We start from the raw sequence: 14,814 nt of genomic DNA on the forward strand, positions 1-14,814 counted from the left end.
CTTATTGATCCGCCACCAGGCAGGGCTGGCCCGCCTTCTTCAGCCGGGCGCACAGGCTATCCGCCCGCACCTTGAGGCTGACGGGCCCTGCCCGCAGGCGGTACATGGTCTTGTTGCCTGTCTTCACCGGCTGGATATCCGGGCTCAGCTTCTCCAGTTCCTTCTCATACTTCTGAGAGAACTGCTGCCAGCCCGCATTGGCCCGCTCGATGGAAGAGAAGGCCCCCAGCTGGAGGAAGTAGGCAGGTTTCCTTGGCGCTTCCGGCTTGGCCTCCTCCGCCTTGGCTTCGGGCTTGGGGGCGGCAGCCGTCTTCGGGGCCTGCGCGGCGGGCGGCACCAGTTGGGTCGGCCCTTCGGTGCCTTGCGCTGGTTCTGCCTGAAGCTGCTGCAGCTCCGGCGGAGGCGGCGGCGCCGGCCGCTCCACCGGCTGTTCGGGGCCTGTCGCCAGCTTGATCTCGGGCGCGGGGTCCTTGCCGCTCGCCACCTGGCCGATCATCATGCCCTCGCCGTCCACCTTCATGCCGCCGGGGTCCAGCGGCTTTTCGCGGAACGGCTCCTTGGGCGCGAGGATCAGCGGCGGCTCGCCGTTTTCGCCCGCGACGATGGCGCTGCCGTAGGGGTCGGTCTTCTCGCCGGACGAAATCGCCACAAGCGTGCCCACCAGCGCCACGACAAACACCGCCGCTCCGCCGATGAGCCACTTGCGCGACAATATCGTGTCGCCGTCCTCCGAGAGGGCGGCAGGTTCAAGCCACGGCGGGCTGTCGTCGTCGCCTCCACGGGCGCGCGCCATCAGTGCATCTCCTCCACCGGTTCGACCCCCATGATGGCCAGGCCGTTGCGGATAACCTGCGCCACCGCGCTGATGAGGGCAAGCCGCGCCCGGCTCAGTTCCGCATCGTCCACGATGAACCGCAGGGAAGGATCGTCATTGCCCCGGTTCCACAGGCCGTGGAAGGCGGCGGCAAGGTCATAGAGGTAGAAGGCGACGCGGTGCGGCTCGTGCGCCTGCGCCGCCGCTTCCACCTGGCGCGGCCACTGGCAGGCGAGCTGAATGAGCGCCGCCTCTTCCGGCGCGCTCAGCCGCTCCAGCTGGGCGGCGGACACGGTGTCCAGCCCCTCGACCGAGAGGCCAGCATCGGCCGCTTTCCGCATCACCGAGCGGATGCGGGCGTGGGCATACTGCACGTAGAACACCGGGTTCTCGCGGCTCTGCTCCAGCACCTTGGCGAAGTCGAAGTCCAGCTGGGCATCGGCGCGGCGGGTGAGCATCATGAAGCGCACCACATCGCGGCCCACTTCCCGCACCACGTCCGCCAGCGTCACGAAGCTGCCCGCGCGCTTGGACATCTTGTAGGGCTCGCCACCCTTGAACAGGCGCACCATCTGGCACAGCTTCACATCCAGCGGCACGCGGCCGCCGGAGATGGCTTTGACGGCCGCCTGCATGCGCTTCACATAGCCGCCGTGGTCCGCGCCCCAGATGTCGATGAGCTGGGTGAAGCCCCGGTCCACCTTGGTCTTGTGGTAGGCGATATCGGCGGCAAAGTAGGTCCAGGAGCCATCCGACTTCTTCAGCGCGCGATCGCTGTCGTCGCCGAAGTCGCTGGAGCGGAACAGGGTCTGCGGGCGCGGCTCCCAGTCCTCGGCCGCCTCGCCCTTGGGCTTCTCCAGCGTACCCACGTAGACGAGGCCCTGCGCTTCCATGTCGGCCAGCGTCTTGGCGATGGAGCCGTCCTCGTGCAGCGCGCGCTCGGAGGAGAAGACGTCGTGCCGGATGCCAAGCAGGCTCAGGTCTTCCTTGATCATCTCCATCATTGCGCCGGAGGCTTCCCGCTTGAACAGCACGAGCCATTCGCTTTCCGGCGCGTCGAGGTACTGGTCGCCGTACTTCTCGGCCAGCATCTGCCCGACCGGCACCAGATAGTCGCCCGGATAATAGCCTTCGGGAATCTGGCCGATGTCCCGGCCGAGGGCTTCCTGGTAGCGCAGGTGCGCGGAGCGGGCGAGCGTGTCCACCTGGCCGCCCGCATCGTTGATGTAATATTCCTTCGTGACCTTGTACCCCGCCCACTGGAGCAGGTTGGCCAGCGCATCGCCCACCACCGCGCCGCGGCAGTGGCCCACGTGCATGGGGCCCGTCGGGTTGGCGGAGACGTACTCCACGTTGATCGGCGCGCCCTGGCCGATGGCCGAGCGGCCATAGGCCTCGCCCGCCTTTAAAATCTGCGCGACCTGCGCGGTCCAGTAAGCGGCCCTCAGCTTGAGGTTGATGAAGCCGGGGCCGGCCACGTCCACCTTCTCAACGTCCGCGTCCTCGCGGAGCTTCCCGGCCAGCGCCTCGGCGATGACGCGCGGCGGCTTGCCCGCAGGCTTGGAGAGCACCAGCGCCGCGTTGGTGGCGAGGTCGCCGTGCGACGGGTCGCGGGGCGGCTCGACCGTCACCGCCTTGAAATCCAGCCCCTGCGGCAGGTCTCCGCTTTCCGCCAGCGCGGCCAGTGCGGACTTCACCCGCTCCTCGAACACATGAAAGACGTTCATCAAAAACCCGTTCTATATCTTCGGCCGTCCTGTATCCCGGCTGCCCTAAATCTCGATCGGTTTGCGGCCCGTCAGCCGGGCCAGCTCCCGAAGCGCGAAATTGTCCGTCATCCCGGCGATGAAGTCTGCCACCGTCCGCACCCTGTCCGGAATTGCGGCGTGCGCTGCGCGGCCCGACCATTCTGGCGGCATCCGCATGGGATCGTCCAGATAAAGGTCGAACAGGTCGCTGATGACCCCCTTCGCCAGGTCGGTAATGTGCTGGACCTTGTAGTGGCGGTACATCCGGGTACGCAAGAAGTGTTTCAGCTCCCGCTCCTGCGTGCGGGCGGCGTCGCTGAAGCAGGCGATCGGCCTGCCCGCGGTGCGAATGTCATCCGCCGACTGCGGTTGCAGCGCCTCCAGCCGCGCGTGCGTCTCGCCCAGGAGATCGAGCACCAGATGCCCCACCATCTCGCGGATCAGCTCGGCGCGCAGCCGGTCCTTCGGCGCGTTCGGATACGTGCGGGTCAGTCGCCCCCACGTCTCGGCCACCAGCGGCACGGCGAGAAGGTCCTCCAGCGTGAACAGCCCGGCGCGCAGGCCGTCGTCCACGTCGTGGGTGTTGTAGGCGATATCGTCCGACAGCGCGGCCACCTGCGCCTCAAGGCTGGCGTAGGTGGAAAGTTCCAGGTCGTGCCCGGCTACATACTCCGCCAGCGCCCACGGCGGGCTCAGCACCGGCCCGTTATGCTTGGCCAGCCCTTCCAGCGTCTCCCACGTGAGGTTGAGGCCATCGAACGGCACGTAGCGGTGCTCCAGCTTCGTGACGATGCGAATGGTGTGGGCGTTGTGGTCGAACCCGCCCCACGCCGCCATCTTGTCGGAGAGCGCTTCCTCGCCCGCGTGGCCGAAGGCGGTGTGGCCGAGGTCGTGGGCGAGTGCGAGCGCTTCGGTCAGGTCTTCATCGAGCCGAAGGCGCCGGGCGATGGAGCGGGCGATCTGGGCGACTTCCAGGCTGTGGGTGAGGCGCGTGCGGTAGTGATCCCCGTCCACCGAGACGAACACCTGCGTCTTGTGCTTCATCCGGCGGAAGGCGGTGGAGTGGATGATGCGGTCCCGATCGCGCTGGAACGGGGTGCGCCCTGGGCTTTCCTCCTGCGCGTGCAGCCGCCCGCGCGTGCGTGCGGGATCTGCGGCATAGGGTGCGTGATGATCGGACAAGACGCCCCTCCGGGTCAGCGGTTCAGCCAAATCAGCGGTTTGCCTATCAGCGGCTTAGGGGCTCTATATCCGCAACACCGCGCTTTATCACGGATTTTATCCCGGCAGCGTCCAGTTTGTCCGCCATGTCCCGGGCCTTGGCGAGACTGTCGTAGGGCCCGACCATCAGGCGGAAGTAGGTCGTGCCGTTCACCGGCTGGGCTTCGACGGACGGCTCCTGCCCCGCCAGCAGGCCGGTCGCCTTGCGCCCGGCGGCTTCCCACGCCTTGCCCAGCTTGGCGCGGTCGGTGAAGCTGGCCAGCTGCAGCCAGTATCCCTGCCCCGCTGGCACCGCCCCCTTGGCCGCTTGCGGGGCCTGAGGCCGGGGTCCGGCCACAAGCTCAGGCGCAGGCGGGGGCACGGGCTTGGGGGCTTCGGCCACCCGCACCATCTTCGGCTCGGGCGCTGCCATCAGCAGTGGCGCGGCGGGAGCCGCCTTCGGCTCCGCAAGCGAGGCGCCCGGCGCCGGCTCATCGGCCACCTCGGTCGCCTTCACCTCGAACACGTCGAGGCCAGGCGCCTCCGCCCCGGCTTTATCCGGCATCGCGCTGGCCGGAGCCGCAGTTGCCGGGCCCTCGGCCCCCTGCCCACCCGCCGGGCTGCCTTCCGCCTGCGGCAGGCGGCGGTAGTGGGCGGCGTAAGCCTTCACCTGCGGCGGCAGGGTCGGCAGCATTTCAAGAAAGCTGCGCTGCGAGTCGGCCAGTTTCCCGTCCGGCACGGCAGTGCCGGCGATCTCCAGCGCCGTCCCGGTCTGGCCCGAAAGGGCGTAGATGATCGCCAGCGTCTCGCGCACCGGCTGTTCCATGGCGGGGTCGTTCACCTGCATCTGGAGGATGCGAAGCGCCGCTGGATAATCCTCCTGCAACGCCAGCGACAGCGCCACCCGCATCGGCAGGCCCCGCTCGGCCGGGCTCAGCGTGATCGCATGGCTGAATGCCCGCTGCGCCTCCAGATGATCGCCCGCCAGATCGTGCGCGATGCCCCGCTGCACCCATAGCGGACCAGCATTCGCGCCGCCTCCCGTCTGCCCGGCACCTGTCTGCCCGCCCCCTGCCTGCTCCGCCCGGTCCAGCGCTTCCAGCGCCTCCTCGGGCCGTTGCCGCTGGTTCAGGCTGGCCGCCAGCCAGATCAGCGCTTCGGCGTCCTGCGGCTGCTTTGACGCCAGTTGCGCCGCCTGCTCGTAGACGAGGCCCGCCCGGCCCGTCCGCACCGCCAGCCCCACGAGCGCGCGCAGCGCCTCCTCGTCCTTCGGGTTCTCGTTCAGTGCCTTCTGGTAAAGGCCAAGCGCCGTCTCCGTGTCGCCCCGTGCCTCGAAGCGACGGCCGAGGCTGAGGGAGGTGTCCGCGCTCAGCTCCAGCGCTTTTCCCGCGCCGCGCCGCTTCTCCGCCGCCATGCCGGGGCTGGCGCACGAGGCGAGCGTGAGCGCAAGCGCCGCCCCCAGCCCCAGCGAGCGGGCCAGGCGGCGTGTCGGGCGAACATGAAACCTGTCGATCCGGTGCATGGCGTCCTTCCCTGCCACAAGATCAGGTAAGGGATGATTAACGCGGGAGAATATGGGCCGCCATCGGAGAATGACCCGTCCCGCGCCCAATTTTCTCCGCCGGGCGGCATAACGGCGCGAGGCCTGCCCCTGGTACGCCCCGCAAAGGCCCGTAGAGGCACCTTACAGCGCCAAAACGAACCCGCCCGCTACCACCCTAGCCGAAATAGGCAAAAACCTCTCCACGAGCGTTTAAAGCCGATCTAGGGGCATATGGGCTTTTGTCCGGATGATGCGGGGCACCAAGGCCATCCGGAAGGGTGCGTTCCGATAAAAACGAATGGGGAGTTGCCAAGGGGGCCTGCGACCCCCTTGGCAAACCTTCACCCCAAGAGGTTAGTCAATATCCTCGACCGCCACCTTCTCGCCGGTGACGCGCTGGGACAGGGCCGCGGCCATGTACGCGTCCAGCTCGCCGTCCAGCACCAGCTGCGGCTGGGTGTTGACGACGCCGGTCCGCAGGTCCTTCACCATCTGGTAGGGTTGCAGGACGTAGGAGCGGATCTGGTGGCCCCAACCGATGTCGGTCTTGGCCGCCTGGGTGGCGGCTGCCTCGGCCTCGCGCTTCTGAAGCTCGGCCTCGTAGAGGCGGGCCTTCAGCATCTTCATGGCCGTGGCGCGGTTCTTGTGCTGGGAGCGCTCGTTCTGGCACGCCGCCACGATGCCGGTCGGAATGTGCGTGATCCGCACCGCCGAGTCCGTGGTGTTGACGTGCTGACCGCCCGCGCCCGACGACCGGTAGGTATCGATCTTGAGATCCTTCTCGTTGATCTCGATCTCGATGTCGTCGTCGATGGCCGGATAGACCCACACCGAGGTGAAGCTGGTGTGCCGCCGCGCGTTGCTGTCATACGGCGAGATCCGCACGAGGCGGTGCACGCCGCTTTCCGTCTTGGCCCAGCCGTAGGCGTTCTCGCCCTTGATGAGGTAGGTGCAGGACTTGATGCCCGCCTGCTCGCCGGGGTGCCGGTCGATCAGCTCCACCTTGAAGCCGCGGCGTTCCGCCCAGCGCGCATACATGCGCGCCAGCATTTCGGCCCAGTCGTTGGATTCCGTGCCGCCCGCGCCCGAGTTGATTTCGATGTAGCAGTCCGAGGCATCGGCCTCGCCCGACAAAAGCGCCGCGACCTTGTCGCGCTCCGCCCGCTTGGCCAGCTCCGCCAGCGCGGCAACGCCGTCGTCCACCATGCCCTCGTCGCCCTCTTCCTCGGCGAGTTCGATGAGCCCGATGGTATCTTCCAGCTCCCGCTCGATGTCGCGGTAGGCCGTGATGGCCTCGTCCAGCCGCCGACGCTCGCGCATCAGGGACTGCGCCTTCTTGGGATCGTTCCACAGCGACGGATCTTCCGCCGCCGCGTTCAGCTCATCGAGCCGCCTTAGCGCCCGATCCCAGTCAAAGAAACCTCCTCAGCAGGTCCAGCGCCTGCTTGATTTGGATGACGTGTGCTTCCGCTTCCGCGCGCATTTTTCCTTGCTTCCCGCATGTGAAAAGGGAGCCCCCACGCCGGGGGCAAGAACCGTTGGAAAAGCCAGACCCGGCCTCCAATGTCAATGTTTGAATATGGGAACGCCCGCCCGAGCGGGGGAGTGGCTGGCTGTCATTGATATAGGTTTTATTGGAATTTTTTGCAGAGGGTCTCGGACCCTCTGCACTCCCTTTCGATTGTCGGCCGCGTTTCGGGAGCGCACTGGAAACACAGCCGTATCAACAGCTGGAATAAATGGGCCGCGCCCATCACGAAGGGCAGGTTCAAAAAACGAATGGGAGGTGCAGGAGGGGCAAGCCCCTCCTGCAAGATCAATCCCTTAAATCAGTAAATCCCGCTCCAAAGGCGGCAGCCGGTCTGCCGCCGTCAGTAGATGCCGCCCATGGTCTCGACGAATTCGGTGTCGGACTGGACGATCTGCGGCTTGCCGAGCGCGACGAAGCGGCGCGGCTCAAGGCCCGGCTTGAAGGCTTCCCAGATCACGTCCGGCCCGTCGGAGGTGGCGAGCTTGCCGGTCTTGCGGTTCACCTTGACGAAGCGCAGGCCCGCCGGGGCCACGAACTGCTGCTTGGGCGCGTCCTTCAGGGCCTCTTCAGCGAATTCCTTCCAGATGGGGGCGGCGACCGTGCCGCCCTGCGCCCAGCGGCCCATGCCGCGCGGGGTGTCGTAGCCGACGTAGAGCCCCGCCGCCAGGTCCGGCGTCATGCCCATGAACCACACGTCCTGCGAGTTGTTGGTGGTGCCGGTCTTGCCCGCCAGCGGCCGGTCGAGCACGCGCAGACGGCGGGCCGTGCCCCGCTGCACCACGCCTTCGAGCATGTGCACCACCTGATAGGCGGTGCGCGGGTCGATCACCTGCTTGCGGACATCCGCCACCTGCGGCATGCCCTCGCCCTGCCAGTCGTCGGCGGCGCAGCTGGGGCAGTTGCGGGTGTCGCTCTTGTAGATGGTGCGGCCATGGCGGTCCTGCACGCGGTCGATGAGGATGGGCTTCAGCTGCTTGCCGCCGTTGGCGAGCATGCCGTAGGCGGCGGTCAACCGCATCACGGTGGTCTCGCCCGCGCCCAGCGCCATGGCGAGCATGGGGCTCATCCGATCAACGATGCCGAGGCGCACCGCCATGTCCGCCACCTTGGTCATGCCGACGCTGTTGGCGAGCCTGACCGTCATCAGGTTGCGGGACTGCTCGAGGCCCGTCCGCAGCGTCTGCGGGCCTGAGCCGCGGCCCGAGAAGTTGCGGAAGCATTTGACGCCGAGCCGCCCGCCCTGATCGACGCAGAAATCCTCGTCGAGCACGATGGAAGCGGGCGTGAAGCCGTTGTCCAATGCTGCGGCATAGACGAACGGCTTGAAGGACGAGCCCGGCTGGCGCAGCGCCTGCGTTGCACGGTTGAACTGGCTGCGGCGGGCATCGAAGCCGCCCACCAGCGCCAGCACGCGGCCCGTCAGCGTATCCATGGCGACGAACCCGCCCGAGACCTGCGGAATCTGGCGCAGCGCGTAAGTATTCTTCGTGCCCTCGACCTTCTCCACCGGGATCACGTCGCCGGGTTTCAGCAGCTGCGAGGCGGGCTTGCCATCCTGCCGCCGGGTGGCGTTGCTGGCGGGCAACCGCCCTTGAGAGCCATCCTCGAAGCCAAGGATGGAGGTGCTGCCTTGCCGTTCCAGAACCACGGCGGCGCGCCAGTCGTCGTAGCCCACCGGCACGTTGAGCCGGGCAAGCCGCTTCTGCCAGCCGTCGCCCAGGTCGATGGTGCCCACCGGCCCGCGCCATGCCTTGGCGCGCTCATAGTGCACGAGGCCGTCGCGCATGGCCTTTTCGGCGGCGCGCTGCATGTCCGGGTCGATGGAGGTGTAGACCCACAGGCCGCCCCCATAAACCTTGTCCTCGCCGTAGACATCGATGAGCGTGCGCCGCACCTCCTCGACGAAATACTCGCCCAGCCGCGAGCGCGGGCGCGACCGCACCGCCGCGAGCGAAATGTCCTTCGCCACCGCCGCGTCATACTGGCCTTGCGTGATGTAGCCGTTCTCCAGCATCTGGCCGAGCACGTAGTTGCGGCGCTCCAGCGCCATGTCGTGATACTTGGCCTGTCCGTAGAGGCTCGGCCCCTTCGGAAGCGCGGCGAGGAACGCCGCCTCTTCCACCGTCAACGCATCCAGCGGCTTGTTGAAGTAGGCGAGCGAGGCCGCGCCGACGCCGTAGGAATTGCGGCCGAGGAAGATCTGGTTGAGGTACAGCTCGAGGATGCGCTCCTTCGGCATGGCCTCTTCCAGCCGCCGGGCGAGAATGGCCTCGCGCGCCTTGCGGGTGTAGCTCACCTCGCGGCCCAGCATCATCGCCTGCGCCAGCTGCTGGGTGATGGTGGACGCGCCGACCGGCCGCCGGTCGCTGCCGATGTTCTTGATGTTGGTCAGCATCGCGCGGGCGATGCCGGGATAGTCCAGCCCCTTGTGCTTGTAGAAGGTCTTGTCTTCCGCCGAGATGAAGGCATGGCGCACCAGCGCGGGGATCTCATCGTAGGCGGTGTAGATGCGCCGCTCGCGCTGGAACACGGCGAGGATCGACCCATCGCCCGCCAGCACGGTCGTCGGCAGGTCCGGCTCGTAGCCGCGCAGCTCATCGACCGAGGGTAGACCCTGCGAGAAGACGCCGTACAGCACGCCGCCGGCCACAAGCCCGGCCACCGCCAGCCCGCCGAGGCCCACCAGCCACTTGCGCCTGCGGCTTATCGTCCCGCCGGAGCGAAACCAGCGCGTCTTGCGGCCGCCCGCATCGTCCCCGGCCTTGTCCGAGGAAGGGCTGTGATGATCGTTCTGGCCCGGTTCAGCCACGGTGGGCTCCTTGCTAGAGCAGCTTTCGAGCAGGGCGGTTCACCCTGCGATAAACAAAAGTGCGATCCAAAAATGGCGCTGTCGCGGCGAGAGCGTTTACGGCGCTTTGCCGGTCGAGACAACCTGCCAGCCCCCATCTGCTAATACGGCAGACTGGAAACGCGCAGACGCTGGTCACGGTGCGACGGCTCCCCAAAACTTCAGGACTCCTTGAAATCCAGGTCAGGACGCGCCGGCGATCGAAGCCGTCTGCGCCATGGTACGCTGGAAATAGGCCTCGACGGCAGCCCGCACGCCCTTGGCGATGGTGGCCTGCCCGGCCTTGGAAAAGAGGTATTTGGAATCGCCCTCGTTGGACATGTAGCCGGTTTCCAGCAGCACCGAGGGCACGTCCGGCGCCTTCAGCACGCGAAAGCCCGCGAAGCGATGGTTGTTGGAATGGAAGTAGCGGTGCTTGCCCACTTCCCGCACCACGATGCCGGCGAACTCGGCCGACAGGTTCATGGTCTCGCGCTGAACGAGGTCGATGAGGATGTCGGTCACGTCCGGGCTTTCCGCGCCCAGGTTGATGCCGGCGATGATGTCCGCCTTGTTTTCCTTGGCGGCCAGCCGCTCGGCTTCCTTGTCCGACGCCTTCTCGGACAGGGTGTAGACGGTGGCGCCGTGCACGTCCGGGCGGGCGATGGAATCCGCATGGATGGAGATGAACAGGTTGGCCCCGGCCTCGCGGGCGATCTCCACCCGGCGGCCGAGCGGAATGAAGATGTCGGTGGAGCGGGTGAGCACCGCCTTCACCTTGCCGGAGCGGTCCAGCTCCGCCTTGATCGCCTTGGCGATGGCGAGCGTGACTTCCTTCTCCCACTTGCCCTTGAGGATGCTGGGCGCGCCGGGGTCCTGCCCGCCGTGGCCCGCATCGATGACAACGATCGGCAGGGCCGTCGGCGCAACCGGCGCCGCGGGAGCCAGCGCGGGCGCGGCGGGAGCCTGGGGAACCGGCGCGGGCGCGGCAGCGGCGGTTTGGGTTGCCGGCGCGGCCTCAGCCGCTGCGGCCTGGACCGGCGCGGCCGCAAGCGCGAGGCTGCGGCTGCCCTGCCTGAGCGCGGCAACGAACCCGGCGCGATCCGTCGCCTTCACCTGCAGCCGCAGGGCATGGCGGCCCGGCACGCCCGCCGCATCCACCACGGCAACGGCGTCGCTGTTCAGATCAATGACGAGGCGGCCCAGCTGCGGGGTATTCTGGCCAAGCCGCACCGACTTGACCGGCCCGCCGCTGCCCGAAGGCTTCGCGCCGCTGACGGAGACGCCCGGAAAATCGATGACGATGCGCGGCGACTTATCGAGGTAGAACAGGCGCGGCGCGTCGAACGGCCCGTCCAGTTCCACCGTCACCTGCGCGTCCGCCCCCTGCCCGCTGGCGGAAACCGCCGTGATCCGCGCCGCCTCGGCCGTGCCCGGCGCGCCGATCAGAACCAGCGCCAGAACGCAGAACGCCACCGCGCACGCGACACGCCAGACAGCCTGCCAGCAGGCAACCTGTTCTGGGCAAACGCCCCAATCGACCCGCCAAGGGCCGCCCCCTGCATCCTGTCCTGCACTCACGCCTGTTTGCTGCCGCCCAATTAAAGGATTAATCGCTGCTGTGTTATCGATCGTATGCTTGGGTTTGCGGGCCACATTAATCGGCCAAGGCTTGCTGAACAAGCACTGAACCGACAAACCGTGCTCCTTGGGCGCATCTCCTGTCGGAGTTGGGTTGTGGATCGCCTAAATTGGTGTTAGCTGTCCAAATGTTACAGTTTCGGTGTTCAACGCGGTCAGCGTCGTCCCCCTGCCACCCGGCCCCCTGTTGGGATCGCGAGTATTGCCAGGCTGACGGAGCGCTTTGACGACAAGGATTGCAATCGATGGGCCGATCGTCGGGCGAAGGAGCTAAGGAGAGGATGGAACGCCTCCCTTGTGCCGCGCTCCCGGACGTACGGCCGTTGAACATCCGGCCCCTGCAACGTTTTGTGCTGCCCCGTTCACGCGGGCAGCTGTTGTCTCAGACACACGCAGCCGTTCGCGCCAGACGCCTTTGCGCGCCCGCCCGGCTGCGCGCATGGAGAATCTTGAATGTCAACTCGCATGTTAATCGACGCCCGCCACCCGGAGGAGACCCGGGTTGCCGTGGTGCGCGGCACTCGTATTGAAGAATTTGATTTTGAAGCAGCAACCAAGAAGCAGCTTAAAGGCAATATTTATCTCGCAAAGGTTACTCGGGTAGAACCGTCGCTTCAGGCGGCCTTCGTTGAATACGGCGGCAACCGCCACGGTTTCCTTGCTTTCAGCGAAATTCACCCGGACTACTACCAGATCCCGCACGAGGATCGTGAAGCCCTGCTTGAGGAAGAGGCCGCCGCAACCCGGCTGGACGACGCCGACCACCATGCCGATCACGACGAGGACGCCGGCGAGGACGTTGAAGCCGCCGAGGGCGAGGCCCGCGAGGCATCGGAAGCCACCGAGGCAAGCGAGGACGACCACGAGGACGAAGCCGAGGAAGCAATGCGCCGCCGGCGCACGGCCCTGCGTCGTCGCTACAAGATTCAGGAAGTCATCAAGCGCCGCCAGATCCTGCTCGTGCAGGTCGTGAAGGAAGAGCGCGGCGGCAAGGGCGCGGCGCTCACCACCTACCTGTCGCTGGCCGGCCGCTATTCGGTGCTGATGCCCAACACCACCCATGGCGGCGGCATCTCCCGCAAGATTTCCAGCCAGACCGACCGTCGTCGCCTCAAGTCCATCATGGCCGAGCTGAAACTGCCGGCCGGCATGGGCTGCATCATCCGCACGGCGGGCCTCAAGCGCACCAAGACCGAGATCAAGCGCGACTTCGACTATCTCACCCGACTGTGGGACGAGATCCGCGAGCAGACGATCAAGTCCATCGCGCCCGCGCTGATCTATGAAGACAGCAGCCTCATCAAGCGCGCCATCCGCGATATCTACTCGCGCGACGTGGACGAGGTGTGGGTTGAGGGCGAAGCGGGCTACCGCGCCGCCAAGGACTACATGCGCCTCCTGATGCCGAGCCACGCCAAGAAGGTGCATCTCTATCGCGACCGCGTGCCCCTCTTCCACCGCTACCAGGTGGAGGCGCAGCTGGAGAGCATGTATCGCCCGGTGGTGCAGCTGCGCTCCGGCGGCTACATCGTCATCAACCCGACCGAGGCGCTGGTGTCCATCGACATCAACTCCGGCCGGGCGACGAAGGAGCACAACATCGAGGAGACGGCCTACAAGACCAACCTTGAGGCCGCCGAGGAGATCGCCCGCCAGCTGCGCCTGCGCGACATGGCCGGTCTCATCGTCATCGACTTCATCGACATGGAGGACAAGAACAACGTCCGCAATGTCGAGCGCCGCTTGAAGGAAGCGCTGAAGAACGATCGCGCCCGCATCCAGGTGGGCCGCATCTCCAACTTCGGCCTGATGGAAATGTCGCGCCAGCGCCTGCGGACCGGCGTGCTGGAGGCATCGACCCACGTCTGCCCGCACTGCAACGGCGCGGGCTTCCTGCGGACCGTCCAGTCCTCGTCGCTCCATGTCCTGCGCGCGCTGGAGGAAGAGGCGATCAAGGCCCGCGCCTCGCACCTGCTGCTGCAGGTGCCGTCCGAAATCGCCATCTACATCCTCAACCGCAAGCGCTCCGAGCTGACCGAGCTTGAAGGCCGCTACGGCATCACCATCGAGGTGGAGCCCAAGGCCGATCTCATCGTGCCGAATTACGAGATCGAGCGCTCCGGCCCGCCGCCGGCCATCGCGCCGGTTGAGCTGGCCGCCCAGCCGGTTCCCGCCGAGGAGCCGGAGGAAGAAGACAACATCCTCGAGGAGGAGGAGGACGTCGAGGACGAGGCGGAGGAGACCACCACCGCCAAGGCCAACGGCCAGGCCCGTGAGGGTCGTGAAGCCCGCGAGGCCCGCGCCGAGGGTGACGAGGATCGCGGCGGCCGTCGCCGCCGTCGCCGCCGTCGCCGTCGCCGGAATGGCGAGGTCGGCACCGAGCCGCATCACGCTGCCGAGGGCGGCGAGGAAGGCGATGCCCTCCACGATGAAGCCCACCCTGCCGGAAACGGCGAGGAAACCCACGCCGAGGCCGCCGGTGAGCACGGCGCCGAGGGCGAGCGTCGCCGCCGTCGTCGCCGCCGCCGCCGCGGTGATCGGAGCGAGCGCCATGCCGCTGCCGAGGGGATGGAGGCGCCGTCCATCAGCGAGGCCGAAACCGCCGCGCCGGTGTCCGAGGCCGTGATGGAAGCGGTGTCCGAAGCCGTCACCGAGGCTGTTGGCGAACCCATCGCCGCTGCTCCGGCCGAAGCGGAAGCGCCGGCGGAAGCCGCCCCGGCTGAAACCGCCGCAGCGGAAGCGCCGGTGGAAGAGGCTCCCAAGCCGAAGCGCCGCCGCACCACCAAGGCCAAGGCGAAGACCGAGGCCGTGGCCGTGGAAGCAGAAGCGGAAGCGGAAGCGCCGGCGGAAGAGGCTCCCAAGCCGAAGCGTCGCCGTACCACCAAGGCAAAGGCCGCGGAGGCCGAGGCTGCGAGCACGGTCCCCGAGGAAAAGCCGGCCAAGGCCCCGCGCCGCACCCGCAAGACCACCAAGGCGGCCGCTGCGGCGGCAACCGCCCCGGCTGCGCCGGAAGCCGCGCCTGCCGCTCCGGCAGCCGAGGACTCCGGAGCCGAGCCATCTTCGGAGCCTGCCTTAGCGCCGGTCGCCACCGCGCCGGAGCCGGCAGCAGCTTCCGCACCGGCAGCCGCCAATGAAGACGCCGGCGCCGCCAACGAAACGGCGGAGCCTGCCGCCGAGCCGCGCCCGGCGCGCCGGGGCTGGTGGCAGCGCACCTTCAACGGCAGCTAAGCCGCCCGCCTCTCAAGGCTGATCCGATCCGGCCCCGCGTCCCCCAAGGCGCGGGGCCGTTTCGTTTGAAAGGGCCGCGCACCTTGCATGGATGGCAGCGCCTGCCGGAATGCAGAGGCACGCACGCGGGTTTGACCGGGCCCGTTCCCCAGAAGCGAACGGAAGTTCCAAGGGGACGAAGCCACGGCTGAGCGCCCCCTTGGCCTTCTTTGTTATTGGAACACACCCACGGACAACTTGCCGGCGCGGCCGTGTTCGCCCCTCCCTAAACGAGCAGGCTCT

Annotated in this window: 8 protein-coding genes; 1 reads left to right on the forward strand and 7 read right to left on the reverse strand. The window is 67.4% G+C overall.

Annotated features, from left to right (window positions below; all coding sequences use genetic code 11):
- Position 1 precedes the first annotated feature (1 nt).
- From L0C21_RS09840 to L0C21_RS09870, 7 genes are all read right to left on the reverse strand, one after another.
- On the reverse strand, positions 2-793 hold the full coding sequence (locus L0C21_RS09840) for an SPOR domain-containing protein (protein WP_259278185.1): 792 nt from the start codon (positions 791-793) through the stop codon (positions 2-4).
- The gene (argS, locus tag L0C21_RS09845) at positions 793-2,541 is read right to left on the reverse strand and encodes an arginine--tRNA ligase (protein WP_259278186.1); all 1,749 of its coding nucleotides are present in this window, start codon (positions 2,539-2,541) and stop codon (positions 793-795) included. The genes L0C21_RS09840 and argS overlap by 1 nt, the downstream gene beginning before the upstream one ends.
- Before the next feature lie 45 nt (positions 2,542-2,586).
- Positions 2,587-3,744: a deoxyguanosinetriphosphate triphosphohydrolase gene (locus tag L0C21_RS09850; RefSeq protein ID WP_259278187.1), complete on the reverse strand. Its 1,158-nt coding sequence runs from the start codon at positions 3,742-3,744 to the stop codon at positions 2,587-2,589.
- A 46-nt stretch (positions 3,745-3,790) separates the two neighbouring features.
- Positions 3,791-5,284, reverse strand: coding sequence for an SPOR domain-containing protein (locus tag L0C21_RS09855; RefSeq protein WP_259278188.1), 1,494 nt, complete (start codon positions 5,282-5,284; stop codon positions 3,791-3,793).
- A 375-nt stretch (positions 5,285-5,659) separates the two neighbouring features.
- Positions 5,660-6,788, reverse strand: a protein-coding gene (gene prfB, locus L0C21_RS09860; RefSeq protein ID WP_259278189.1) for a peptide chain release factor 2 whose coding sequence is annotated in 2 segments (ribosomal slippage) — positions 5,660-6,718 and positions 6,720-6,788 — 1,128 coding nt in all. Because the reading frame shifts where the segments join, the coding sequence is not laid out codon by codon here.
- A gap of 388 nt (positions 6,789-7,176) precedes the next feature.
- Positions 7,177-9,645 carry a penicillin-binding protein 1A gene (locus L0C21_RS09865; protein ID WP_259278190.1) on the reverse strand — a complete coding sequence of 823 codons (2,469 nt, stop codon included), beginning with the start codon at positions 9,643-9,645 and terminating at the stop codon, positions 7,177-7,179.
- Between the two features lie 222 nt (positions 9,646-9,867).
- Positions 9,868-11,139 carry an N-acetylmuramoyl-L-alanine amidase gene (locus L0C21_RS09870; protein WP_259278191.1) on the reverse strand — a complete coding sequence of 424 codons (1,272 nt, stop codon included), beginning with the start codon at positions 11,137-11,139 and terminating at the stop codon, positions 9,868-9,870.
- A gap of 618 nt (positions 11,140-11,757) precedes the next feature.
- Between L0C21_RS09870 and L0C21_RS09875 the strand changes: the two genes are divergently transcribed.
- Positions 11,758-14,532, forward strand: coding sequence for an Rne/Rng family ribonuclease (locus L0C21_RS09875; protein WP_259278192.1), 2,775 nt, complete (start codon positions 11,758-11,760; stop codon positions 14,530-14,532).
- The last annotated feature ends 282 nt before the right edge of the window (positions 14,533-14,814 follow it).

This window comes from Pedomonas mirosovicensis (assembly GCF_022569295.1).
Lineage (GTDB): Bacteria > Pseudomonadota > Alphaproteobacteria > Sphingomonadales > Sphingomonadaceae > Pedomonas > Pedomonas mirosovicensis.

What these genes read in the sequence shown, in the direction of transcription:
- L0C21_RS09840 (WP_259278185.1), bottom strand. Translation starts at nt 793, where the DNA reads ATGGCGCGCGCCCGTGGAGGCGACGACGACAGCCCGCCGTGGCTTGAA.
- argS (WP_259278186.1), bottom strand. Translation starts at nt 2,541, where the DNA reads ATGAACGTCTTTCATGTGTTCGAGGAGCGGGTGAAGTCCGCACTGGCC.
- L0C21_RS09855 (WP_259278188.1), bottom strand. Translation starts at nt 5,284, where the DNA reads ATGCACCGGATCGACAGGTTTCATGTTCGCCCGACACGCCGCCTGGCC.
- L0C21_RS09875 (WP_259278192.1), top strand. Translation starts at nt 11,758, where the DNA reads ATGTCAACTCGCATGTTAATCGACGCCCGCCACCCGGAGGAGACCCGG.